This is a genomic window from Micromonospora fiedleri (genome assembly GCF_016774385.1).
Taxonomy (GTDB): Bacteria; Actinomycetota; Actinomycetes; order Mycobacteriales; family Micromonosporaceae; genus Micromonospora; species Micromonospora gifhornensis.
Genome location: NZ_JAETXL010000003.1, coordinates 80,359 through 104,548, shown reverse-complemented (window position 1 = coordinate 104,548; position 24,190 = coordinate 80,359). Strand labels below are relative to the sequence as shown.

Genomic DNA, 24,190 nt, shown 5'->3' with positions numbered 1-24,190 from the left:
CGCCGTGTCGGTCCAGGAGCAGATCTTCATCAACGCGGACTCCTCGCCGGAGGAGGTCGCCGAACAGCTTGCGGCCTCGCTGAGCATGCGAAAGTTCGCCGGCCGCAAGGGTGGCGTCTACGTGAGCCGTCCGGCCCGGTGGGGTGTTTCCGGCGGCAAGGAGGTTGGCGGCGAGGTCGCGGACAACTACCTGGCAGACGCACAGGCGAGCCAGGCGGAACAGTCACTGTTGGACGGCTATCAGATCCTGTGGGGCTTCGGGTACACCGGCCGGGACCGCGACATTCAGTTGGCGGAGGCCCGGCTGGCGTTCACCGAACTGGCCGCGTCGGCGTTGTGGCCGGCGGCGCTCATCGCCGGCCTCGACACCCTGATCGCGGCCTGGGATCCCGTACTCGGCCTCACCTGGTTCCCGCCCGGCACGACACCGGACGCCGATAGTCGAGAGCTTTGGTACCGCTACTTCGAGCGCTTAGCCCAGCCGCACACGTGATCACGCCCGGCCGATCACTGCGGGGCACCCTCGTCGGCCGCCTCACCCCTGGGCTGAGCGGATAAGTCCGGGCGGCGATGATCGACTCCGTTTCGCCGTAGTGGCGGTTTCCCGCTGGGGCGTACCCCGCCGTTTCGGCGATATGGCGACGCGGGTTCGTCAGCTCAGGATGATGGGGTTGCTGAGGGCGGCCATCTGCCGGTTGGGATGGCGTACCTCGACGCGGACGGAGGACGTTTCGTCCGCGCTCGTCCGCCACTGCGTGACACCCGTGCCGTCGTCGGTCACCGCCCGAGATGGGTGAAGGCGGCCCAGGCCAGCGGCGCGGCGTTGTCGACGCGGGAACAATGGTTGGCCAGTTCCGCCGGCATACCTTCAGGCGGTTCACGGTCCGGGTCCAGCATCCACAACTGGGCCCGGTGCAACGCCTCGGCCGGTGCACACCCCTGCTCATACAGGAAGTGGTGGACCTGGTACATCAGCAGGGAGGTACCCACGTCGGGCACCGACCACAAGGAGCCGAAGACGGTCTGGGCGCCGGCCGCGAGGAACGCGGTGGCCAGGCTGAACGCCTCGTCGGGTAGCCCACCGGCGAGGTTCGTCGTGCAGCCGGCGAGGAACACCTGACCCAGGTCGAGCGCCGCCAGTCGGGACACCTCCAACAGGTCACGGGCCGGCAGCAGACCACCGGCCAGCATCAGGTGTGAGTCGGCAGGTCGGGCCGGGTCGACGCGCCCGTGACAGGCGAGGTGCAACAGGGATGATCCCGCCCCGACCGTGCGTACCCACTCCAGGACGGCTTCCGGGCGTGCCAGGTGCCCGGAATCGTCGGCCGGCCCGCCAAGATAGTGGCCCTCGGGGTGGAACCGTCGGTGGATCGCCTGGGCCTCGATGCCCGCGAACGGCAGGTCACCGAGCGGATCCCCGACCACCAGAGCCGAGCGGACCGGCTGCACCGGGCGCGCCGCGGCGGTGCAGAGCAGTCGGGCGGAGGGGCTGTAGGAGACGATCAGGTCGTGCACGGCGTAGCGGCGACCGGACGGGGTTTCGTGGTAGGCGGCGTGCCAGGGCACCAACCCGAGTGCGCCCATCGGGACGAGGACCACCCGAGCCGGGCCCGCCGAACCCGGCGGTCGCAGGTACGCCACCAGGTGGCTCATGGCTGCTCGCCAGGCCCACCGGCACAGGTCGTCGATGGCGGTTCCCGCAGACGGCGGACGGGGCCCGCCGACCGGACCGGCATCTCGGGGTGCCCGCCTCCCCGCCCCGGCGAGGTCTGCACCGAAGGCGGCTCGCAGCAGCCTGCGCACCGGCGCGTTGTCGCCGGCCACCAGATCGCGTAGTTCGAGGATCTCGACCTCGCCGACGCTGGGGACCACCACCGCGAGGCCCGGCACCGGGGGCGCGGCCGGCACCAGATAGACGAGCGCGTCGGCCTCCAATGCGGTGAGTGCGCTGCTGATCTCGCCGGGGCGCACCTGTGCCAGCGGGCCGTGGGTGGTCAGGTCGAGGGCATCCAGCACACGCAACCGCAGGTCGTCGGGAATCTCCCCGGCCGCGAGCACCGAAGCGAGGGCAGCGCCGGTGAGCTGGTCACGGCCCAGTCCCCCGGTCTGTCGCCACTCCGTGGCCAACTCGGCCTGCCCAGCCTCCTCGAGCAGGTCGGCCACGTTGCGGGAGGCGGTCGCCGCGTGCAGGACCAGGCCACGCCCCGCGTCGAGGGCGGTGACAAGATCGTCGTCGGCCTGGTCCTGGAGGCACCATCTGGCGACGGTGGTCGCGGTCGCGGCGGCCTCCCGGGCGGTACCCATGGCGTAATCCGTGCCTGCCTGCAGGAGCACCCGCCGGGCACGGCCGTGCAGGCCGTCGAGCCCGAGCCGCCGGGCCCGCGCCCGGTCAGGGTCACCGGCCAGGCGCAGAGCGTATGCGAGGTCGTGAACCAGTTCGGCCCAGATCGCCATGTTGGTCCCCGCCTCCGCTGTCGCCTGCTCCAGAAGGGCGACGGCGGAGGCGGCGGCCTGCCGCTGTCCAAGGACCGCCAGGGGGAACTGGGCCTTCGCGGCCGTCGCCAAACTCCCTACCCGCAGGACATGGTGCTGCGGGAAACGGCCGGCAAGGTCGGTCAGATAGTCCGCCCACTGGCGCAGCAGCGGCAGGTCGGCGCGCCGGAGGGCGGCCATGACCTGGACCCCGCCGACCAGCACCGAGAGGGTTGCGGAGTGGGTGGGAGGACCCGGTGGCAGCGGAACCGGCGGTTGCGGCCGGATCCCTCGGCCGTCGATGTTGTCCACCAGGTCCTCACAGAGGCGGACCAGTGGATCCAGCATGGCCGCGTTCAGCCGCGACGGGCCGAGCCGACGCCGCAGCGCAACGGCTCGCCGGGCCGCCGTCCGCATGCCCTCCAGGTCGCCCAGACGACCCCGAGCAAGCGCCTCCATCACGGCCGATATCAATTGCGCCTCAACGACGACCGCGGCCGAGGACTTGCCGCGTGCGAGGTCCGCCGCCATAGCCTGCGCAGCGCGGTGCGGGCGGTCGTCCCAGTATCGAGCGGCTCGGGCATGCAGCAAGGACGGCAACAACGCCCGGAAGACCTTTGCGTCGGCCTTGGTTACCGTTTCGTCGGCAGCGGCTCGCAAGAACGTCCGCAGGCTGTCGTCCGGAGCGCCTCTGCCGTGGGTGACCTGGTCGAACTGCTTCAGAGCCGCTTCGGCCAAGTCCAACACTACGGCCATACCCGCAGGCGGGTCGTCACCGACCATTCGCCCCACGGCCAACAGGTGATGGAACCTCGGCGAATCCACCTCGACCAGTGCGTGCAGGGCATAGGCGAGATCGGTGCCCAGCAGGACGGTGGCGAGCAGAGCCCGGTCGCGTGTGCTGCTTTCGGTCGCGGCATCCAGTGCGCGTCCCCCCTCGTCGAGGATTTCCCGCACCCGGTGCAGGCTGGGTGGAGCGCGGTCGGGGTCCTGGGCAGACTCGTGTTCCAACAACGCCTTGGCGACGACCACCCGCGTGGCGTGCACCGACAGCAGATCGTCCGGTGTTTCCCCCTCGGTGAGGGCATGATCCAGACAGCGGGCGGCCGCGTCCAGGCTGCCCGGCACCTCGGCTAGCTCCCAGCGCGCCAGGTGCGCTTCGCCGAGGTGTACCCACACCCACCACGGTCGGGGCACCGAGGGCAGCGCCTGTTCCCACAGGGCGACCGCCTCGGTGAGGCTGTCGAGGTCACCGGCGGCGTACAGCAGCTCGGCGAGGGCCACCTGGCAGAGAGGGTCGTCATCCTCCGCACGCGCCGCACGCCAGCGGTCGATCGCCCGGGTCAGGTTTGCCGGATCTGCGTCCAGGCGCCACAAGGCGGCGTACGCCTCGGCCTGGTGGCGGAGCAGGTGACGCCGCATGGCGTCACCGGGCGGGCAGGCCTCCACGGCCCGGTCGGCGGCCTGGATCGCCGACTCGACGCTCGTCCGGTCCTCGCGCAGGCCGGCCGCCTCCAGGTAGGCCGCAACCAGTTCCGTGCAGGCGAGAAAATAGTGAGCGGTGGTGTCGGGAGGAAGTCGGGCCAGCGACTCGGCGAGCAGCGTTATCGCCTGATCCAGATCCGGTACGTCCTTGCTGCCATTGTCGTACCGGTTCAGCAGGAGCACACCCAGCAGCATCCGGGCGTACGCTGTGGACTCCTCACCGGAGGGGCTGGTCAGCACCACCTCGAGGGCCTGCATGGCTTCGACGCCGTACTCGATCGTGGCCTCCGGCGTCTCACTCTGCGCGTACCGCCAGAGATACCGGTTCCAGATCGCCTCCAGCAGGGCCTCCGCCACGTCATCGCGTTCCGTGTCGTCCGGCGGCCACCCCCGGTACGCCTCGATCAGGTGCCGGACCGCACCCTCGTGGGCGGTGCTGTCGTCGTCGAGCCAGGTCCGTTCGAGCTGGGACATGCCCTTTCCCCAGTGCCAGAACGGTGCCTGCTCGTGGTGGGGGGCGTAGGTCAGCGCCCGGTCGAATTCGGCGATGGCGGCCAGGAGAGACGTCTCGTCCTGGTCGCGTACGTAGCGTTCGCCGTACGCCTGCCCGAGCAGCCCGGCCAGTTCGGCGAGGTCCTCACCGTCGGGCGGGGAGGCTACGAGCACGGTCAGGTGTGCAATCCAGTCGTCGAGAGGTACCTCTTCGATCTCCTCGAGGCCGTTCACCGACGCTCACCGGCCAGGTGGGCACCGCGACCGGCGGGCACCTCGGTGACCACCGGCACGGCCAGGGTGATCCAGTCGCTGGCACCCGTACCGGCGGCACCGGCATCGCGGTGCACGGCGGCCAGCCCCAGTCGGCCCAGGAGACCGGCGACGGCCAGTGGAGAGCGTCTCCTGTCGGCCGAGATGTCCTCGATCGCCGGCAGCTCGAACGGAGCGGAGCTGAACTGTTCCTCGGCGGCGAGCAGCAGCAGCCAGTCCCGGGTGCGCGCACCCGGTTGCACCGGATCGCCGGCCGGGATCGTGAACTCGACCGCTCGCCCGTACAGCGCCGCCCCGACGTGCCCGGGTGCGACATGATCCCCGGCGAAGAGCGTGGCGTGGACGCGGTGCCGTTCGGTGATGTTGAGCAGGACGAAGAAGAGCGGCCGGTCGCTGTTGTTGCGCATCCGGATGAAGACCGTCGGGGGTCGCCAGGTCCCCTGCTCCCACCGGTAGCGGAGATGCAGGGTGCCGTCTCCGCCCGGCAGCAGGGGCGGGCGGTGCGCGGGTGCCGTCGGCTCACCCGGACGGGTCTCGACCAGTTCCAGGCCGACCGCTCCCGTCAGCCGGGAGATCGGGTTCACCAGGGCCTTGATCTGGTGCACCCGGGCCAGGTGTTCCAGGGCCAGGACGGTTCGTCGACCGCCGTCGTCGAGGGTCAGCTCAGGGCAGAGCAGGAACCCGTCCGCGTCCCGGATGTGCACCCGGTCCGGTTGGCGTACGTCCAGCAGCAGTTCCGCGTCGCCTTCGACCGGTCGTACGTGCGGAGAGGGCCCTCCCCCCGGCCCGGCCGAGGCCAGCGCGGTGAGCACCGGGTCGGCCGCGGACCGGTGTGCCCCGTCGACCGCCACGGTGACCGTCGGCATCGGGACCCGGCTCAGCACGACCGGGTACTGGGTGTCCTCGTCGGGTTCCCAGCCCAGCGGCTCGACCACGCTGCGTTCCGGATGGACCCGCACGATCCGCGCCTCGCGCAGCAGCGGCCCGGGCACGGCAACCCGGACGTCCTGGGCGGCCGAGGGCAGGGACAACCCATGGCAGGAGCCAGCGTCGATCTCCCATTCGCCCCGGATTCGACGCATCCGGATACCGATGGCGGGCAGGGTGACCCGTCCGCCCAGGAAGGGCTGATCAGCGATTCCGGGGGTGACCGGCTCCAGCTGCGGGACCTGCTGCCGGGACTGGCGCTCCACCTCGCATCGCGCCGCCACCAGCAGGTCGCGGTAGGTCGCCGAGGGCGCCAGCCGACGCATGGCGCTCAGCAGGGACCAGCTGAACAGGCCGTACGCCCGTCCGTCCGCCCAGGTCTCCCCTGCCGTCTCGTCCGTCCGGCAGGCCGCCAGTGCGACATGCTGGGCAGGTGGCCGAGTCAGCACGCGGCGCAACTGCGGCAGCAGCGCTTCGAGTCTCGGCGGGGTGGTCGAGGCGGGCGCGTAGCGGACCAGGTCGCGGGTGGCGCTCTGCGAGTGGCAACTGTCCAGCACTACCGCCAGGTGAGCACCGGTGCCGGCTATCTCGTCGCACAGGAGCAGCAGCTCCTTGTCGTAGAGGTCCGGCACCTCGTCGTGTCGGCTGTCATGGCAGACCAGAGTCTGCATCTGACCGGACGGCTCCAGGTGGGACAGTTCCTTTGGCACCGCCGCCCAGGAGCCGTGCCCGCTGAACCAGAACAAGGCGGTGTCGCCCGGACCGGCCTGGCCCAGGTGCTCACGTAGGCCCGCGATGACGGCACTGCGGGTGGCGTCTTCGTTCGCCAGCAGCCGGATGGCTCGCGGGTCGCTCACCCCGGCACGTACCTGTAGATAGTCCCGCACCGCGAGCACGTCGTTGTGGCATCCCTGAAGCTGGCCTGCGGCCCGGTAGCGGTCGATCCCGACCAGCAGCGCGAAGATCCTCCTGGTCATCATCGGCTCCCCACGGGCACATGCAGCCAGCCGTGTTCGACGAAGCCCTTGTCGGGCAGGTCAATGGTGATCTCGGTGAACTGGTGGGGCAGCGGGGGGACCACGGTGTGCCGGATGACGTCCTGGTAGAGCAGGTCGGGCACGCCCAGGACGTAGTCGGCGGTCGGGGTGTCCCGGATGGCGGCGCGTAGCGGTGGGCTGTCGAGAATCCGATGTACCGCGATCGCCGCAGTGCCGACCCAGCCACTGTCGGCCGGTTTCATCAAGCCACGGTGCAGCGCAACCCGCAGTCGTACCCGTTCCTCGGCGCTCAGACCGTCGTTGGTCCGACGCAGGGCGTCGGCCAGACCGCAGATCAGGTCCGGGATCACCCGCGACTCGTCGATGCCCACCGGCAGGACAGCGAACTGCCCGTCGCCCTGGGCCTGCACCACGACCGTGGCCTCGTCCAGGCCGGCGCCGGCGCGGGCCTCCGCCAGGGACCGCACCAGCCACGACTGAGTGCGTTCGGCAAGGTGATTCGGTCGGCGGCTGTAACCTGTCACATCGGCGGCCATGCACAGTCGCACGGCCGCGCCGCTCGGTACGGGGTTCTGCGGCAGGGCCTCACGGAATGAGATCGAGTCCGCGAGGGTGGCGGACCGGTGTACCGGCCGATGCCGCCAGGTGCCGAGGGTCTCGACCCGCAATCCGATGCGCCCGGACAGGAACCGGGTCGACGGGGGCACCTCGATCATGGCGTGCATCCCGTAGGTCAGCGGCAGAAACATCGCCCCGGACGGGTCCTCGTACGTCCATCCGAACCGGTGCCAGTGCAGGCCGAACGACCAGGCTCGGGGACGGCCGGAGCGGGGGGCCAGGCGGAGCAGCCAGCCCTGCCGGGTGGTGGCGGCGAGGATCGCGCGGTCGGCGGCCGGGGTCAACGGATGCGGAGAACTGGCGGCGTAGCTCAGGCCGAGGGTGCCGCCGTCCCGGTCGAGCCGTACCGCCACGGCCTCCTCGTCGTCGAGGGCGACCTCGAAGCGGACTGAGGTGTAGCGCCGGGCGTCCGGCGGCTCGTTCAGGTCGAAGGCGACCAACAGTCCGTAGTAGTGCCGTCCGGAGGCCTGCGCACGGCGGCGCAGTTCGACCGGCAGATCCTCGACCGGCACCGGGAAGATCAGGGGACGACCACAGCTCACCGTGCCCGCGCCGAAGGCCGGATCCGGTTCGTCGACCCCCCGCACCTGCTCCGGTCGAAGCGGCAGTCGAGCCAGCACATCGGAGGATTGCAGCCGTTCCTCCGCCGGATGCGTTGAGGGGTTTGCGGTCATCGACCCTCCAGTTCACCGTTCGTCGAATGGTCGGCAGCCAGCATCAGCCCACTGTCAGGGCCGTACGGATTGCACCGGGTCACCCATTTCGACATCTACATGTCACGCTCGCGGTATGCCATGGGATTGGCGTCGAGATACACACGACCGATGAGTTCATCGCGCGGGCTCCGATCATCACCGAAACCTCCAGAACAGGAACGGAAGTGTCGCCCAGTCGACAGAATCCGGCTTGGTCGTGAGATAACTCCTCCCCGGCTCGGGCATCTCCCAACGATGACCCGGCCCGGTAACGGGAATCCCGTAGAAAGGCGGGATCCGCCGGGCCAGGGGGTGTCAGGCTCGACCCTGACGCAGCAGAAGGAACGACGGCAGCCCGCCAGGACCCCCTGGCCCCACTTCGGACGGCGGCAACCGGCCGAGGTGGGGCCAGCCTCAAGCCCGACGGGTCGGCGCCGGCCCGGAGGCCGTCGATCGACATCTGCCACAACTGCCCTGCGGGGCGGCCGCACCCAACCTCCCGACCGCAACGATCAGCCGAACGTCTGTCGGAGCTGAATGATCAGCCCCACCCGGACAATGTTTCCGACATCCGTTCGGACATTCATTCAATCCCTTCAGTCGAAGTAGCAGACAGGATGCCTGCCAGTACCGTCCATGGGACCAGCAATCGCGGTCCGATCCACATTTCACCCCGTTACCGGGAAAGCTCGCTCATCCCCTTTGACACGTGAGCCGGAGAATCATGTCCGAACTGAACGCGATACGTAGCGAAGTCCGTGACGCGAAGCGGATGCTGGTCGACCTCGACCGCACCCTGGACCTGGTGGGTACCCATGTCGTCCAACTCGGGCAACAGCAGACGGCCGCCCGGGAGGAACTCCTGGCGCTGCGCGCGGACTTCCTCCGCTTCGTCCAGCAGGCGGAGCGGACCGCCAACCTGCAACGCGCCGAGATCGCGATCAACACCCTCAAGGGCGACCTTGAGCATCAGTTCGGCCATCACAAGGTGGTCCGCAGAACCGCGGTCGGCATGCTCCAGTCGTTCGACCTCGGGTTGGTCAGCGAGGAGTCCGTCCGGGCGGTGGGCGACCAGTTGATGGTGCAGACCCCCCGTTACTGGTTGGCCCCCGTGCTGGTCGCCCTCGCCTCCTGGGCCGGCGACGATCCGGATCTGTGTGTCCGGGCGGTCGAGGAGGCGTACCGCCGCTCCCCGCATCGCACCTCCCTGTTCATGATGCTCGTCCTGCGTCGGCAGGGGCGACTGGCCAGCGCCGCCCGGTGGCTACGGCACTACCTCGACGCGCAGGACCCCAAGGCCCTCAACCGCGAGTTCGCCGTGATCCTGGAGGCCATCGCCCAGGGCGCCTTCGGACCGGCCGGCATGGAGGTGGTCCGGGACCGACTGGGCACCTGGCGTCACCTGCTGCTCGACGACAAGGAGTCGATGGTCGCCCAGGTCAACCGCTGGCGCCGGGAGATGGAGACCCACGTCCGGGTGGAGGAACTCGCCGCAGAGTTCCCCCGCCTGGCAACCACATCGCCCCAGTGGCCACAACTGCAACGTGTCCTGGCCGGCGCTGAGGCCCATCAGTCGATCATCGACCGGTACACCGCCCTGATGGACGCGGAGGCGCCGCCGAACAGCCGCATCGAGGACGCCATCGACGACATCCTCGACCGGCTGGTCGACGAGTACGACCACGAGGAACTGCCACTGCGTCGGGAACTCGCCGCCAACGAGTCGATCGTCCAGGCCGGTGGTGACCTGGCGGCAGCCGAGGCCGCCTTCTCCGAGACCACCACCCTGGACGACACCCGCGACTATCTGACCATCCAGACCCAGTCGGCGCTCGAGCCCGAGGGCATCGGGGTGTCTACGCAGACCCAGCGGCTGGCCGTGGCGTTCTGTCACGTCTGGATGGACGAGGCGCACACCGCCTTCACCCGCGACTACCGCCTGGCGATGCCCGCGAAGGTCCAGATGCGATTTGACCTGGGTGACAACGCCGGACTCGCCGGATTTCAACCACCCGCCTGGACGGGCTCTTTCGACCAGCCGATGAACGCCCTGGAACGGTCGCTGAACCAGCACTGGGACCGGTACGCGCAGCCGTACCTCAACAGCCTGGCCTTCCGGTGGGGTCAACGACTCATCGTGCCGGCCGTGGTGCTCGTTCTCGTCCTGCTCTTCGTCTCCGCCGCCAGCAACGTGGGGTTGGGCATCGTGATCGCCGTCTTCGGCGGGGTCGCCTGGTTGGTCTACCTGAAGGGGGCGGCCGACAAGGCCCGCGCCGGTCAGGACAAGGCTCGGGCGCGGGTGGCGACGGCCAAGAAGGAGTCCTTGCTCGTGCTGCGGGCGGCCGGGGCCGAGCTGACCGACTGGACCAGCCGGTTCAGCGCAGCCGACGGCAAGGAGACGCAGGTGAAAGAGCTGATCGCCAACCTCGCCACGGCGGGCGCACCACGCAGCCCGCACGAGCGTCGCGCGGTCGACCCCCTGGAGGAGAACTGACATGCCGTCGACCGACAGCACCGACCAGCCGACCCCGGACGGGCCCACCGAAGCTGAGGTGGTGCCGTGGGCCCGGCAGCCCACACCGCCGCGTCAACGCCACACCGATCGGGTACGCCGCATCGCCGAGGGGTTGCCCGACTGGGAGCCGATGCCACCGGGTGAGATGGTGATCCGCCGCCCTCGGCAGGGCTGACCGGTGCTGGTCGGTGACGGCGGCTACCAGCGGTGGGCCGCCTTCCTTGAGCAGTGGCGGGCCGGCTCCGCCACCGATCCGCAGGGTCTGCCGACCCTGGTCGAGCAGGACTACCCGGCGGAGGTCTGGCTGCGGCTGGTCACCCGACTGACCGATGCCCTGGCGTACCGCTTGCAGACCTGGGCCGATGCGCTGATCGACGCCATGGCCGCGACCCGTGACGAGTTCGAGATGGCCCGTGCCCTGACCCAGGCCAGGCGCGGACTGGCCGCCATCCGGGCCGTCGCGGCCCATCCCGCCCTGCCCGGGAAGCTGGCGCGGGCGTTACGCGATCAGGTCGACGAACAGATCCGCCTGGTCCAGCGGGCCCTGGAGGACGGCATCGACGACGCCCGCCGGGCCGGGCTCGACGACCGGCTCGTACAGGCCAGACTGCGCACCCTGCGCGACAACCCACTGACCGTGCAGGACCGCTCGCCTGCCGGGACCGGCTGGGCCGCCGCCCCGGCCCGGCCGGGCCGCCGGATCATCGTCGATCCTCCCGTACGACCAACCTGAGGAGCGCCCGTTGTCCCACTACGACGAGGCCCGCCGGGACCTCGACAGCTACATCGCCGCACGGGTTCCCCTCATCGGCATCCGGACCCCCGAGCAGGTACGCGCCGTGCGGCTGCTGCGCGAGGTGGCCTCCAGCACCCGTCGGGTCAACCTGCCCTTCTCCATCTACACCCGGGCCACCGGCCTGCGGGATCTGCGGACCAACAACTCCCTCCAGGACGACCGGTCGCTGGTGGCCGCGATGGACTTCGCCGCCAGTCAGTTCACCCGGCGGGCCCAGGCCACGACCGCCTTCGTGGACCCGGACATGCTCGACGCCGACTCCTCGGTCACCCGTCACATGGCGGAGTTGGCCCGCCTGGCCGACGACCACTCCGGCAGCATCGTGCTGATCACCGACACCCCGTTGTGGAGCGGGCTGCAACGGCTGGGCATGAGCATCACCCTGGAGCCGCCCAACGTCGACGAGATGTACGACATCGTGGTCGGCTTCCTCAAGGAGCAGCAGGGCGCGATCACCATCGACTGGACCGCGACCGACGCCCGACGCGCCGCCCAGTTCCTGGTCGGGGTCCCCGAGGGCACCGCGGTGAACATCCTCGCCACCATCGCCACGGCCGGACGCCTGCACCGGGAGGATCTCGACCGGCTCACCGAGGTCAAGGACAAGCACTTCTCCGATCTGGCCGGCCTGGAACGTGTCCCGCTGGGACCGGCCGACCACATGATCGGCGGTCTGCACCAGCTCCGTACCTGGCTGGACCGCCGCCACAAGGTGATGCTCTCCGACCTGCGGGAGACCTCGCTGCGCCCACCGCGGGGGGTCCTGCTGGTCGGGGTACCCGGCTGCGGAAAGTCCCTCTCCGCCAAGGCGGTGGCCGCCCAGTGGCGACTACCGCTGTACCGGCTCGACTTCGCCGCCATTCTCGGCATGTACGTCGGACAGTCCGAGGCCCGGTTGCGGGAGGCCCTGGAGATGGCCGACCGGACCGCTCCCTGTGTGCTCTGGATCGACGAGATCGAGAAGGGCCTCTCCGGGCAGTACGACTCGACCGGGGTGAGCCGGCGCATGGTCGGACAGTTCCTGTACTGGTTGCAGGAGTCACGGTCCCGGGTGTTCGTCGTGGCCACCTCCAACGACGTCCGTTCCCTGCCGCCGGAGCTGCTGCGTAAGGATCGCTTCGACGAACTCTTCTTCGTCGACCTGCCGGACGAGACCGAACGGGCGGAGATCATCCGGCTCTACCACGGCCGCTACCTCCGCACCGAACCGGACGACGAACTTGTCGGTCGGCTCGTGACCGCCTCCGACGGCTTCGCCGGCTCCGACATCGAGGCGGCGCTGCGCGAGCTGGGATACACGGTCCACACCGAGGGCACCACCAGCCTGCGGCCCGAGTTCGTCGTGGACACCTTCGTCAACACCAACCCGATGAGCCGTACCCATCCCGAGGAGATCGCCGAGCTGCGGGCCTGGGGCCGGGAGCGGGCGATTCCCGCCGGTGCCACCGGTGCCGCCGGTACGCCGGCCGCCGGTGGCCGCCGCCGGGTGATCGTCCCGGGAGACACCTGACCAGGAGTATCAGATGAGCAATGATCAGCAGCCCGACGGCGGAATCATCTGGAACGTTCGGGCCCTGGTCGGCGACCTGGCCGATGAGCTGCCACCGGAGTCCTCCACCGACAGGCCGCAGGAGTCACCCGCCGGCAGGCCGCAGTCCAGCCGTCCGGTCGGCGTCCCGGCTGCGTCGGATGCGACAGGGCCGACCCCTCAGCCGCCGGTACGGGGCGAGTGGGTCAGTACCGGTCAGGTGGTCCCGCAGTCGAGCGGAATCTCGATGGGCAAGGCGGTCGTGGCCGCCGGTGTCACCCTGCTGGTGATGGTCGTGGCGCTCGTCGTAGCGGTCGGATCGACCGACGACGACACCTCGACCGGTACCCCCTATCCCGATTTCCCGGCCGGAGGGCCGCAGTACCTTCCTCCGGAGGATGCCGGGTTGCCGACCCCGGAACCGTCGTTCATCCCGACCACCGAGCCCGCCGAGCCGACCTTCGACGATCCGGAGGACCTGGCCCTGGCCCAGCTGCACCAGTTCCGTCAGCAGGACCTGCCGACGGTCTCCCTGGCGGGCCAGTACGTCGCCCAACTGGCCTCCAAGACGGTGGGCATCGTCGACCGCAACCAGGTCGCGGCCAACGGCTCACACACCTTCTACGCGGAGGACATCCTGGCCGAGCATCTTGACCTGCGAAACAGGTTCGACGGCGAGACCCAGGTGGTCCTGTTGCTGAGCACGGACTACGGGCGGCAGCAACTGTACGAGGGTGAGCCCCTCTGGATCACCCTCGCGCTCCCGCCGGGCAGCTCGAAGGAGGCCGTCGCCCGCTGGTGCGCCAACCAGTTCCCACAGCTCACCGGAACCGACCTGGACAACCAGTGCGTGCCTCGCCGTCTGAATCCTGTCGGCTCCTCCTGAGCCGCACCGTCGTCGGGCGGGCGGTGATCGACTCCGTTTCGCCGAAGTGGCGGCTTCCCGTCGCCGTCTACCCCGCCGTTTCGGCGATACGGCGACCCGCTCGCCGAGTTCAGGAATGGCCATCGACGGTTTGTCGTGTCTCGGATTCACGGCAGTTGGCAAGGTAGGAAAAGTGGTAGGGGGAGGCTCGCATGACTACCGGTCTGGTTCTTGATGACACCGGCTTCGAGGTGCTGGTCGACGGGGAGCGGATCGGACCCCGCCGCACCTTGAGCGCCGAGGATGCGGCGCTGCTCGATGCGTTGGCCGAGCGCTACGTGCGCGCGGTGCAGGCGAACAGCGACGACGAGGTGTTCATCGCCCTGGGTCGTGAGTTGTTCGACTGGCTGGACGGTGAGCACCGCCAACTGACCGGCCTGTTGAAGCAGGCACCGGCACCTCTGATCTTCGAGGTCCAGGGGCCGCGTACCCCCTCGGAGCGGGGTTGGGCGGTGCTGCGGGCGCCGTACGAACTGTTGGCCCGGCCGGGCGGCGGGTTCCTGATGCAGGAATGGGCCCAGTTCTCGGTGGTCCGTCGGCTCGGGTCGCCGGGGCCAACGCCGGCGCTCGACGGTTTCCGGTTGGGGTTGGCGTTCATGGCGGCGGCCCCGCGCGGGCAGCATGAACTCGACTTCGAGGCCGAGGAGGCGGCCATCCTGCGTACGGTCGGGGACACCCGGCTGGACCTGATGGTCGAGGACACCGGTGACCCGGAGCAGTTGGCGCACCGGCTGGCCGACCTGGGTGGATTCCCGGTGCTGCACCTGTCCTGCCACGGGCTGAACAACTGGTCGGCGCAGCCGGGCCGCCGTGGCGTGCCGGCACTGATCCTCGAAAACGAGGTGGGTGACGCTCGCCCGACCACCGCCGCCGACCTGGTCAGGTTGCTGACCACGATGCCCCGGCTGATGTTCGTCTCGGCCTGCCTGACCGCCACCGCGGCCGACGCGCCCGGCCACCTGCCGCCCGGCAGCGGCCGGCGTACCGGTCAGGGGCGATCCGAGGGTGGCAGCGCCCTGCTGGCGCACTCGTTGGCGACCGCGCTGGTCACCGCAGGTGTGCCGGCGGTGCTTGGCTGGGATGGTTCGGTCAACGACCGGGCAGCCATCATCTTCGCCGAGAAGCTCTACGGCCAACTGGGCAAGCGGGCCGATCTAGCGGAGGCGGTCGGCGAGGCACGCCGGGCCTTGTTCGAGTCGACAGACATGACGGTACGCGCGGACTGGCACCTGGCACGGCTGTGGCTGGGGCCGACCGGTGGCGGACCCCTGGTGGCCGGCACCCGACGACGGTCCCTGGTGGGGGCCGTACGCGGAATCACGACCTTCCTCGCGGGCAAGGAGCAGGTGCCGGTCGCCTCGGCGGACATGTTCGTCGGCCGACGGCCCGAGTTGCAGCAGGCCCTGCGGGCCCTGCGCTCCGGCGAGCGGGCCGGAGCGCTGCTGCACGGCCAGGGGCGGTTGGGCAAATCCAGCCTGGCCGCCCGCTTGGTGGACCGTTTCCCGGAGCGGGCGGTCGCGGTCGTCTTCGGCGACTACAGCGCGATGGCGATCCTGGACGAGATCGCCAAGGCGGTACGCGCCAACCCGAGAGCCCGAGACCTGATCGATTCTCATCGGTCAGAGGTACGTGCTCGACCCGAAGCCCTCGAAGAGGTCCTGATCGATCTGCTGACCGGCCCGTGCGCCCAGGAAGGCGACGGGCAGCGTCCGCTACTGCTGGTCATCGACGATCTGGAGCAGATCCTCGACCCTGACCCCACGGGCCTACACCGGGTAAAGACCGGGTACGCGCCGGTGCTGGCGGCCGTGCTGCGCGCGTTCGACCCGTTGGAGACCGACAGCCGACTGCTGCTGACCAGCCGCTACCTGTTCACCCTCGGCGGGTTGGAATCCCGGCTGGAAACGGTGCAGTTGCGCCCACTGTCCAGGGTGGCCCGCGACAAGTTGCTGCGGCGCCAGCAGGGGCTCATCCCCGCCGAGCGGCAGGACGAGCGGGCGAAGTTGGCGCAGCGGGCACTCGACGCCAGCGGCGGCAACCCGGGTCTACAGGATCTCATCGGCCGACGGCTGGTCTACAGCGATCAGGTGCCCCTGGAACGGGCCGAAACGGCTGTGGCCGGGCTGGAGGCGTACCTGAAGCAGGGCGACCTGCCCTCGGACGCCGACCTTCGCGCCTTCCTGGAAAACCTCGACCTGGACGAGTTGCTGGCCCTGGCAGGGAAGGCGCACTACGCCCTGCTACGGGCGGTGACCCTGTTCGACCTGCCGGTGCCGGTGTCGGCGATCGAGGTGCTGGCCAGCGATACCGGTGGGTCAGTGGACCGGCTGCGTGCCCTCGGACTTCTGGACGCCTACCCGGATGCCTACGATCCGCAACGCCCGGCCGTGGCCGTCAACCCACTGGTCGCCGGACGGCTCCCTCCGCTGAGGTCCCAGGAGCAGACCACGGTGGCTGCACTGGCCGTCGAGCCGTTGTTCGACGCCTGGGGCGGCATCGAAGATGAGTTCAGCCGTAGCTCGGTCATGAATTGGCAACTGACTCGACTGGCACTCGCTGCCGACCACCCGATGGTCGTGGCGGCCTGCGCCGCAGCGGCCATGTTGGCACTGCGCGCTGGCCGGGCGGTGGAGGCTTATCGGTTCGGCGAAGAAGCGATCGCACTGCTCGACCGGCATTACACGCCGGTGCCGCCTCTCCTGTTGTGCCAGGTTGCGGATGCCGCTTTCACCAGCGGGGAAGGCGACGCGGCAGGAGATCTGCTCGACCGGGCGGTGCGGCAGGTACAGAACGCGGATGAGCAGGAGGTTGACTCACTCGACCAGGCCCGAGTCATCGCCGAGCGAGCGGAATTCCTCAGCAAGCGAGGCGAGCCTGATCTGGCCGAGCAACTGTATCGGCGTGTGCATCAACTGTTCCTGGCGGCTGGTTCGGAGCTAGAGGCCGCCGCCGCCATGGGTGCGATCGGTGGTCTTCATTTCGAACGCGGCGACTACGACGAAGCGCTACGCATCCACAACGACATCGAACTACCCGTCTACGAACGGCTCGGCGACACCCACTCCACCGCCGTCACCTGGGGCCAAATCGCCCACGTCCACCACCGTCGCGGCGACTACGACGAAGCACTACGCATCCACAACGACATCGAACTACCCGTCTACGAACGGCTCGGCGACACCCGATCCGCCGCTATCACCTGGGGGCAGATCGCCGACCTCCACCACATACGCGGCGACTACGACGAAGCACTACGCATCCACCTCGAGATACAGTTACCTGCCTACGAACGCCTCGGCGACGCCCGCGAAACCGCCATCACGTGGGGGAAGATTGCCGAAATCCACCACCACCAAGGCGACCACTACCGTGCCGTCGAACTGCAGCACAAACGGTTAGCTGTGCATGAGAGTCACGGCAACATCGATGGAATCGCGACTGCAAAATGGGGATTGGCCAAGGTAAACCTAACACACGAGGATTACCGGTCCGCCTTTCCGCAACTGGTCGAGTCGTTCAATGGCTTCATGCAACTGCAACGTCCCGGCGGCATAGCAGCGGTGGGTCACAAGATCGGCCAACTGCTGGCACATGACGGCCATATCGATGAGGCTCGCGCCGTGCTGGAACTGAGCCTGGCCGCCGCCCAGAAGATCGGCATGTCCGACGTAGTCCAAGGCATCAGCGAACTGCTGGCGGACCTGCCCGAGCAGGGTGAGCCGACGTCGGACTGAGGGCTATCGGCGCTCCAGGATGAGGACGTCGAAGAGGGGGGCGTTCTCCCAGGCGGGCCGTAGGCGGGTGACCCGTTGCCAGCCCCAGGACCGGTAGGCCGCCTGGGCGGGGGCATTGTCGGGTCGGGCTAGCAGGGTCATTCGGGACTCGGGGCGGGCACCGACAAGTTCGTCGTGCAGCGCCCGTGCGATTCCCTGGCGTTGCCAGGCGGGGCGTACCAGCAGCTCACTGAGGGCGAAGGTGCGCCGCCCGTCCTCCTCGGTGAAGCCGGCCGGATAAGGCTCCTCGATGCCGTTCCACCACCTGGTTCCCGCCGGCAGCGGAAAGCCGTAGGCGTAACCAACCAGGCGACCGTCGATCGTGGCGGTGACAAGTTCCCATCCGGGGGCCTTCATGTGCCCGGCCATCTGTTGGCGGTATCGGGACTCGTTGTAGAACTCTCCATCCCCGGAGTGGGCGTCGAGATAGACCTCGACCAGATCACCGAGGAGGTCGTCCACCTCATCGGCCCGATGCCGGTCGAGGAGGATGTTCCCTTTCATGGCCCGAACTCCGCCCGGTAGGCGTCGACGAAATCGCGTGTCGCAGCGGTGTTCTCTCGGCTCAGGTGCGCCCCGACCTGTGCGAGGTTGCGGGTTGTCCGTCCTGAGTTCAGTTGTTTCACCTCGGGCAGCACCCGCAACGCCGTGCGGGCGGCCCGGTTGACATCGCCGAGGCGGTATTCGGCTTCGGCGAGTCGCACGGTGGACAGCACCCGGTTGCGTCGGTGTTCCGTGCGGGTGGTGCTGCTGACCGCTAGGGACTTGACGGCGCGCGCGGGTCTGTTGAGGGCGAGGAATGCCAGTCCCTGTATGCCGGTCAGTTCGTGGGAGGTGACGAATTGCAGGAAGGGCAGGTCGTCCTCGTGGGGACCACGGTCGAACTCACGGAAGGCAACCGCCATCTCGCGGTTGAAGCCGCTGGCGTCTCCCAGGTTGGCGTATGCGTGGGCCATTCGGAGGCGCAGGAGGGTCCTGAGGCGAGGGGTCGACCAGCCTTGGCAGGCTCGGAGTGCGGCTTCGGCACAGTGCACGGATTCGGTGGGTTGGCCTTCCCGGGTGAGCAGGGAGAGACAGGCCAGTGCTCGTACCTCCTCACGCGGGTTGTCGGAGATCCGGGCCCGGGTGATGGCGTCGTTGAGGTACGGACGTGCTTTGGGTCGGCGTTCGGCGTCGATCGCCAGCCAGGCGGCCTGGTTTGCGAGGTCAGCCAGTGTCGTCTGGAGGGTCGCCTCCAGGTTTCGGCTGACGCGGGCCTTGCTCGCCCAGGCGGACAGGCGGGTGTGAACGGTCATCGCCGCGTCGCACAACTCGTCCGCGCCGACAGCGGCGTCGGCCTCCCGGAAGCGCTCCACCAGCGAGCCGGCGAGGCGTACATGTTCCATGCCGAGGTTCTCGACTCGATCATCGGCGGTGAGTAGGGCGTCGATCAGGTTGCTTCCGCCCAGGCCAGCGAGCGCTGCCAGGGCGTTGAATCGGCGGCGTTTCGTGGTGCCACCTCCTTCGACCGGAGCCGTCTCCAGACTAGTCGGCGGTTCGGCGTGCGCATCCCGGTCAGACGTGCCGGTGGGCGGCTGGCCGGGCAGTCGGAACCAGAGCAGTTGTTCGGGGATGTGCAGCAGGGGCGGCCCAGTGGGTTAGGCGGTCCAGGTGGATCGGTGCGGGGCCGTTCTCGATCCGGCTGAGTTGGGCCTGGGTGATGCCGAGCCATCCGGCGACCACGGACTGGGTCAGCGGCAGCCGACCGTGGTAGGGGTGGTGCCGGTAGGCCCGGATGAGGTGTCCCAGGTGGCGTCGGGCCAGTGCGGCGCGTACCGGTTGGTGGTCCCAGAAGGGTGGCGGCACGGCCGGGGGTGCGGTGAGCCGGTCGCGTTCGGCGGCCTGGCAGGGGGCGCAGCGTCCGCTGTGGTTGTCGCGTGCCAGGCGTCCCCCGCAGCGGGGGCAGTTGGCAGGTGTCACCGGCAACCTCGCCGTTCGTGGGCGACTGAGTCGAGCCCGTCCATTCAAGCCGTTTCCGGCGATGCCGGTATGCACGCCACGCATATCGACCCGGCCACATTCTGCCATCTATCGAATACGCTGCGCGAATTCCGTTGACGATCATTCCGGCATATCGGGGTGGACCGGCCGGGTCCAGGGTGGAGACACGGCCCGGGGCGGGTGCCGGCTCCGGTGACGGATCGGCCTTCCCCCGTACGATCTGTCACCGCTCCCGCCCGCCTCGGTGCCGTCCCAGAATGTCCATCGCACCGGAGGCCGACATGCCCGACCACCCTGCCGCCACCTCGGGGGCCGGCGGTATTGCCGAGGCGGTCTTCGGCCGCACCGCCGCCCGGTTCTGGGACACCGTGCAGGACAGGTGCCCGGGATTGCTGCCGGAGGCGGAGGCCCCGTTGATCGTCGGCGGGTTGTTGCGGCTGGTGGGGGGCGGTGATGACCGGCCGGGGCGGTTGGCCCTGCTGACCGTCCTGGGTCGGGTGTACCGGGAGCACCGGCTGCGCCCCGATCACGCGGATGTGTTCGGGGCGGCGCTGACTGCCGCCGTACCCTCGATGCCCTTGGAGACCGCGACCTGGCGGTTGGTCGAACGCGCCGCCGCCCGGGTGGGCGACGGGCCGGCCTGCTGGCCGGTCGAGGTCCTCGGCCGGGACCGGGCCGGGGACACCATCACCATCCTGACCGTACGCCCCTGGCGGCGGCTGCCGTTCCGGCCCGGTGACGCGGTGCCGGTGAACGTGCCGCAGCATCCGGGGCGGTGGCGCTGGTACTGCCCAGCCAATGCCCCACGCGCCGACGGCACCGTCGAGCTGCATGTCCGTGCCGTGCCCGGCGGCGACGTCTCACACCGGCTGGCCCATCAGGTACGCCCCGGCGACCTGCTGCGGCTCGGCCCACCGACCCCCACCGGCCTGGCCCTGCCCGACTCCCCGACTCCCCTGCTGCTGGTGGCCGGTGGCACCGGGCTAGCGCCGCTGCGCGCCCTGGTCGAGCAGATCGTCGAGGCCGCAGCTCAACCGGAGGTCACCCTGGTCGTCGGGGCCCGGACCTTCGTCGACCTGTACGACGCGATCGCCCTGGACAAGCTGGCCTACATCCACCCGTGGCTGCGGATCGTGCCCGCCCTCTCCCACGACCCGCGCGCCGAGCCCGGTGAGCAGGGTGACGCCCTCACGGTCGCGCTGGATCATCTCCGCCCCGACCAGCGGGTGTACGTCTGTGGGCCGCCCGCGATGCTCGCCGGTTCCCGGCTGCGGCTGCTGGCCGCCGGGGTGCCTGCCGACCGGATTCACCTGCCCGAACAGATCCCGTGGCGCTGACCGGCCCACGACCGCCTCTCCTACCCCGGTAGGAGGCGGGACCCAGACCTGTGGTCGCGGTTGGGGCCTGCGGTCGGGCGCGCTGCGGCAGTACGCCGAACAGCATCGACAGCATGACTGCTACCTATCGACGCCAGGGCACGACCTGGCACCGTCCACTTATGGTTTTCGTCTGGGCGATGGCGGGTCTCGCCGTCGTCTCCGCCGTCGGCGTCGTCGTCGACGGGCGGGTCCTGACCGGTGTGCCGATCTGGCTCAAGCCGTTGAAGTTCGCGGTGTCCTTCGTGCTGTACGGCGTGACCCTGGCCTGGCTGCTCTCCCTGCTGCGCCGACGCAGCCGGGTCGCGGAGTGGACCGCCACCCTCATCGTGGCGCTGGGGGTGGTGGAGATGGCCATCGTCGTCGGTCAGGTGCTGCGGGGCACCACCAGCCACTACAACGTGAGCAGCCCGTTGAACGCGGCGCTGTGGATGCTGATGGGTGTGGCGATCATGGTGCTGGCCGTGGCACACCTCGTCCTCGCGGTGGTGGTGCTGCGGCAGCCGATCGCCGACCGGGCCGGCCGGTACGCGATCGGGTTGGGGTTGGGGCTGGCGCTGCTCGGCATGCTGGTGGCGATCCCGATGGTGATGGCTGGTGACGGGTCGGCCGCCGAGGGGATCGCCGGGGCGCACAGCGTGGGGGTGGTCGACGGCGGTCCCGGCCTGCCCCTGGTCGGTTGGAGCAGCACCGGTGGGGATCTGCGGATCGGCCATTTCGTGGGGCTGCACGCGATGCAGGTGTTGCCGATCGTGGCGGTGCTGCTCGGCCGGTTCGGCGGTGGCCGTCTCGACGGGCGTACCCGGGCTCGGCTGCTGGTCGTGGCGGGTGGCGCATACGGCGGGTTGACGCTGCTGTTGACCTGGCAGGCGTTGCGCGGGCAGCCGCTGCTGCGGCCTGACGCGCTGACCCTGGGCGTCGCGGCGGCACTGCTCGTCGCCACCGTGGCTGCCGCCGGCCTGGCGGTGGCACGTGGTCGCAAACCCGAAGTGGCGTTGGCGGCGTGAGTGGGCGCAGCATCAGGTGCGGCGGACGCCGGGAAGGCGTCTGGGAGGAAGGGGCGCAGACATGACCGAGGTGCTGTTCACGCTGACGTTCGCGGTGGCCGCGCCGTTCTGGGCGTTGATGATCCTGGCACCGAAGTGGTCGGTGACCGCTCGGGTCATCGCCTCGCCGTGGATCGTGCTCCCCGGCCTGGTGATCTACGCGGTGCTGGTGCTGCCCGCGCTCGGCGACGTGCTGCCGGCGGTGGCGTCGCCGTCCCTGGACGGGGTACGCGGCCTGCTGGGTGAGGCGGACGGTGCGGCGGCGGGCTGGGCGCACATGATCGTGTTCGATCTGTTCGTCGGTCGGTGGGCGTGGCTGGACAGTCGGGAGCGTGGGGTGCCGTCGCTGGTGATGGCGCCGGTGCTGGTGTTGACGATCCTGCTCGGGCCGCTCGGCCTGGCCGCGTACCTGATCATCAGGGGCCGGTGGACGCCGCGGCCGGCCGGCGCGGAGGGCTAGGGTGACCCCCGTGGGGTGGGTGGGACGGCTGTTCGACGCGCGGGACAGCTTCGCGCGGATGGTCCTGCTCGACCTCGCGGGTCTCGGCTACCTGATCTTCGGCCCGCTCGGTGGCAGTCGGCCGCCCGCCACGCAGTGGGTCCTCGCGGTGATCGCGTTCTCCCTCGGCCTGGTGTTGCACCGCCGGCCCCTGGTCAACCTGGTGGTACAGACCGCGCTGCTGGCCGTGGCGATCCCCCTGCTCGACGACATCACGATCAACCAGGTCGGGGCCAGTTGGGCGCTGCTCGAACTGACCATGCGGGCCGAGGCGACCCGGACGATCTGGCTGGCCGCCGCCGGGTTGGCGGCGGTCGCGCTGACCGACTCGATCGGCGAACCACTGCCCCGGTTCCTCGCCGGTGTGGTCGGGCTGCTGCTGGAGGTCGGCGTTCCGCTGCTGCTCGGCCTGGTCGTGCGGACGACCCGCGAGCTGACCACGCAGGCGCAGCAGCGGGCGGCGGAGGAGCAGCGCCGCCGGGAGTCGGAGGCCCGTGCGGCCCGCGCCGACGAACGCAGCGCCATCGCCCGCGAACTGCACGACGTGGTCGCGCATCACGTGGCGTCGATGGTGCTGCGGGTCGGCGTGGCCCGGCACGTCATCACCGACCTGGATCCGCGGGTGGACGCGGTCTTCGGTGACGTGCACGCCACCGGCACCGCGGCCCTGGCCGACCTGCGCCGGCTGGTCGCGGTGCTGCGCGACCCCGACGCGGTACGCGGCGACGCGGCGTTGACCGCGATCGAGCCGTCGGCGCTGCCCGCTGCTCTGGGTGCGGCGGTGGACCGGGCTCGGCAGGCGGGGATCACCGTGGAGGCCGACATCGACCCGGCGATCGGCGCGATCGACGCGGTGCGGGGCCTGGCGGTGCTGCGCCTGACCCAGGAGGCGCTGACCAACGTGGCCCGGCACGCCGGTCCGTCGGCCGTGGCCCAGTTGACCGTGCGGATGCGTGACGGGGCCGTCCACTGGGAGGTGGTGGACGACGGGCGTGGCCCGGTGCCGGCGCCGGTGCCGGCCGGCGGCGGCCACGGCATTCCGGGGATGCGGGAGCGGGTCGAGGTGCTGGGCGGCCGGTTGGCCGCCGGACCGGTCGAGGGTACGGGCTGGCGGGTGCAGACCGTCCTGCCCGCCGTGCCGGAAGGGGTGTCGTGATCCGGGTCCTGCTCGTCGACGATCAGCATCTCATCCGCGCCGGCCTGCGGATGCTCTGCGAGTCCGCGCCGGACATCGAGGTGGTCGGCGAGGCCGACAACGGCCGCGAGGCGGTCTCCCTGGCCGCCCGGCTGCGCCCCGACGTGGTGGTGATGGATCTGCGGATGCCGGGCGTGGACGGGATCACCGCGACCAGCCGCATCCTCGCCGACCGGCCCGCCACCCGGGTGCTGGTGTTGACCACGTTCGGCGACGACGACCACCTCTATCCGGCGTTGACCGCCGGCGCCTGCGGCTTCCTGCTCAAGGACGCACCCCCCACCGACCTGCTCGACGGCATCCGTCGGGCCGCGGCCGGGGACAGTCCGTTCAGCCAGGAGGTGCTGCGGCGGCTGGTGCACCGGGCGGTGCACGCCCGCACCGGGTCGCCGGAGCCGGTCGGTGGGCTCTCCGCCCGCGAACAGGAGGTGCTGAGGTTGGTCGCCGAGGGGCTGTCCAACGCAGAGATCGCCGAGCGGCTCCACATCGGTGTCACCACCGTCAAGACGCACATCACCAGCCTGATGACCAAGACCGGCAGCCCGAACCGGGTACGCCTGGCGTTGTTCGCCCACGGCGTGTGAGCAGCGGCGTGCC

At 70.0% G+C, this 24,190-nt stretch carries 18 protein-coding genes; 12 read left to right on the top strand and 6 right to left on the bottom strand.

Going from position 1 to position 24,190, the window contains the following annotated elements; translation table 11 throughout:
• The first annotated feature begins 4 nt into the window (after nucleotides 1-4).
• Nucleotides 5-493 carry a hypothetical protein gene (locus JMF97_RS08170; RefSeq protein ID WP_203221000.1) on the top strand — a complete coding sequence of 163 codons (489 nt, stop codon included), beginning with the start codon at nucleotides 5-7 and terminating at the stop codon, nucleotides 491-493.
• A gap of 284 nt (nucleotides 494-777) precedes the next feature.
• On the opposite strand, the gene JMF97_RS31960 is transcribed toward JMF97_RS08170, so the two are convergent.
• The 3 genes from JMF97_RS31960 to JMF97_RS08155 are packed head-to-tail and all read right to left on the bottom strand — an operon-like array spanning nucleotide 778 to nucleotide 7,939.
• Nucleotides 778-4,683, bottom strand: a complete 3,906-nt coding sequence (locus JMF97_RS31960; RefSeq protein WP_203220999.1) for a CHAT domain-containing tetratricopeptide repeat protein — start codon at nucleotides 4,681-4,683, stop codon at nucleotides 778-780.
• A complete protein-coding gene (locus JMF97_RS08160; protein WP_203220998.1) occupies nucleotides 4,680-6,626 on the bottom strand; it encodes a caspase family protein in 1,947 nt (648 codons plus the stop codon). Before JMF97_RS08160 ends, JMF97_RS31960 begins: the two co-directional genes overlap by 4 nt.
• Nucleotides 6,626-7,939 (bottom strand): RNA-binding protein, encoded by a 1,314-nt coding sequence (locus JMF97_RS08155; protein ID WP_203220997.1) that lies wholly within the window; start codon nucleotides 7,937-7,939, stop codon nucleotides 6,626-6,628. The genes JMF97_RS08160 and JMF97_RS08155 overlap by 1 nt, the downstream gene beginning before the upstream one ends.
• Nucleotides 7,940-8,684: 745 nt before the next feature.
• On the opposite strand from JMF97_RS08155, the gene JMF97_RS08150 reads away from it, so the two are divergent.
• The 6 genes from JMF97_RS08150 to JMF97_RS08125 all read left to right on the top strand — a co-directional run bounded on the left by JMF97_RS08150 (nucleotide 8,685) and on the right by JMF97_RS08125 (nucleotide 17,458).
• Nucleotides 8,685-10,454, top strand: a complete 1,770-nt coding sequence (locus JMF97_RS08150) for a hypothetical protein (protein WP_203220996.1) — start codon at nucleotides 8,685-8,687, stop codon at nucleotides 10,452-10,454.
• A 1-nt stretch (nucleotide 10,455) separates the two neighbouring features.
• Nucleotides 10,456-10,650 (top strand): hypothetical protein, encoded by a 195-nt coding sequence (locus JMF97_RS08145; protein ID WP_203220995.1) that lies wholly within the window; start codon nucleotides 10,456-10,458, stop codon nucleotides 10,648-10,650.
• Nucleotides 10,651-10,653: 3 nt separating this feature from the next.
• Entirely contained in the window at nucleotides 10,654-11,208 is a 555-nt protein-coding gene (locus tag JMF97_RS08140; protein WP_203220994.1) for a hypothetical protein, read from the top strand.
• A gap of 10 nt (nucleotides 11,209-11,218) precedes the next feature.
• Nucleotides 11,219-12,781, top strand: coding sequence for an AAA family ATPase (locus JMF97_RS08135; protein WP_203220993.1), 1,563 nt, complete (start codon nucleotides 11,219-11,221; stop codon nucleotides 12,779-12,781).
• 13 nt (nucleotides 12,782-12,794) lie between these two features.
• Nucleotides 12,795-13,685, top strand: coding sequence for a hypothetical protein (locus tag JMF97_RS08130; protein ID WP_203220992.1), 891 nt, complete (start codon nucleotides 12,795-12,797; stop codon nucleotides 13,683-13,685).
• A gap of 191 nt (nucleotides 13,686-13,876) precedes the next feature.
• The gene (locus tag JMF97_RS08125; protein ID WP_203220991.1) at nucleotides 13,877-17,458 is read left to right on the top strand and encodes a tetratricopeptide repeat protein; all 3,582 of its coding nucleotides are present in this window, start codon (nucleotides 13,877-13,879) and stop codon (nucleotides 17,456-17,458) included.
• Nucleotides 17,459-17,461: 3 nt separating this feature from the next.
• On the opposite strand, the gene JMF97_RS08120 is transcribed toward JMF97_RS08125, so the two are convergent.
• Genes JMF97_RS08120 through JMF97_RS08110 form a run of 3 tightly spaced genes read right to left on the bottom strand, consistent with a single transcriptional unit; the run spans nucleotide 17,462 to nucleotide 19,456 of the window.
• Nucleotides 17,462-18,001, bottom strand: coding sequence for a GNAT family N-acetyltransferase (locus JMF97_RS08120; RefSeq protein WP_203220990.1), 540 nt, complete (start codon nucleotides 17,999-18,001; stop codon nucleotides 17,462-17,464).
• Nucleotides 17,998-19,020, bottom strand: a complete 1,023-nt coding sequence (locus tag JMF97_RS08115; protein WP_498043305.1) for an NsdA family TPR-like regulatory protein — start codon at nucleotides 19,018-19,020, stop codon at nucleotides 17,998-18,000. The genes JMF97_RS08120 and JMF97_RS08115 overlap by 4 nt, the downstream gene beginning before the upstream one ends.
• A 31-nt stretch (nucleotides 19,021-19,051) precedes the next feature.
• Nucleotides 19,052-19,456: a helix-turn-helix domain-containing protein gene (locus JMF97_RS08110; protein ID WP_238359028.1), complete on the bottom strand. Its 405-nt coding sequence runs from the start codon at nucleotides 19,454-19,456 to the stop codon at nucleotides 19,052-19,054.
• 278 nt (nucleotides 19,457-19,734) lie between these two features.
• Between JMF97_RS08110 and JMF97_RS08105 the strand changes: the two genes are divergently transcribed.
• From JMF97_RS08105 to JMF97_RS08085, 5 genes are all read left to right on the top strand, one after another.
• Entirely contained in the window at nucleotides 19,735-20,814 is a 1,080-nt protein-coding gene (locus tag JMF97_RS08105; protein ID WP_238359027.1) for an FAD-binding oxidoreductase, read from the top strand.
• 113 nt (nucleotides 20,815-20,927) lie between these two features.
• Nucleotides 20,928-21,860 (top strand): hypothetical protein, encoded by a 933-nt coding sequence (locus JMF97_RS08100; protein ID WP_238359026.1) that lies wholly within the window; start codon nucleotides 20,928-20,930, stop codon nucleotides 21,858-21,860.
• A gap of 61 nt (nucleotides 21,861-21,921) precedes the next feature.
• Nucleotides 21,922-22,359: an ABA4-like family protein gene (locus tag JMF97_RS08095; RefSeq protein WP_203220989.1), complete on the top strand. Its 438-nt coding sequence runs from the start codon at nucleotides 21,922-21,924 to the stop codon at nucleotides 22,357-22,359.
• 10 nt (nucleotides 22,360-22,369) lie between these two features.
• Nucleotides 22,370-23,554: a sensor histidine kinase gene (locus tag JMF97_RS08090; protein ID WP_203220988.1), complete on the top strand. Its 1,185-nt coding sequence runs from the start codon at nucleotides 22,370-22,372 to the stop codon at nucleotides 23,552-23,554.
• The gene (locus tag JMF97_RS08085; protein ID WP_203220987.1) at nucleotides 23,551-24,177 is read left to right on the top strand and encodes a response regulator transcription factor; all 627 of its coding nucleotides are present in this window, start codon (nucleotides 23,551-23,553) and stop codon (nucleotides 24,175-24,177) included. Before JMF97_RS08090 ends, JMF97_RS08085 begins: the two co-directional genes overlap by 4 nt.
• Nucleotides 24,178-24,190 lie beyond the last annotated feature (13 nt).

Excerpts from the sequence above, each read along its gene's own strand:
- JMF97_RS08100 (WP_238359026.1), top strand. The coding sequence starts at position 20,928 with ATGACTGCTACCTATCGACGCCAGGGCACGACCTGGCACCGTCCACTT.
- JMF97_RS08150 (WP_203220996.1), top strand. The coding sequence starts at position 8,685 with ATGTCCGAACTGAACGCGATACGTAGCGAAGTCCGTGACGCGAAGCGG.
- JMF97_RS08145 (WP_203220995.1), top strand. The coding sequence starts at position 10,456 with ATGCCGTCGACCGACAGCACCGACCAGCCGACCCCGGACGGGCCCACC.
- JMF97_RS08105 (WP_238359027.1), top strand. The coding sequence starts at position 19,735 with ATGTCCATCGCACCGGAGGCCGACATGCCCGACCACCCTGCCGCCACC.
- JMF97_RS08095 (WP_203220989.1), top strand. The coding sequence starts at position 21,922 with ATGACCGAGGTGCTGTTCACGCTGACGTTCGCGGTGGCCGCGCCGTTC.
- JMF97_RS08155 (WP_203220997.1), bottom strand. The coding sequence starts at position 7,939 with ATGACCGCAAACCCCTCAACGCATCCGGCGGAGGAACGGCTGCAATCC.
- JMF97_RS08130 (WP_203220992.1), top strand. The coding sequence starts at position 12,795 with ATGAGCAATGATCAGCAGCCCGACGGCGGAATCATCTGGAACGTTCGG.
- JMF97_RS08125 (WP_203220991.1), top strand. The coding sequence starts at position 13,877 with ATGACTACCGGTCTGGTTCTTGATGACACCGGCTTCGAGGTGCTGGTC.
- JMF97_RS08160 (WP_203220998.1), bottom strand. The coding sequence starts at position 6,626 with ATGACCAGGAGGATCTTCGCGCTGCTGGTCGGGATCGACCGCTACCGG.
- JMF97_RS08120 (WP_203220990.1), bottom strand. The coding sequence starts at position 18,001 with ATGAAAGGGAACATCCTCCTCGACCGGCATCGGGCCGATGAGGTGGAC.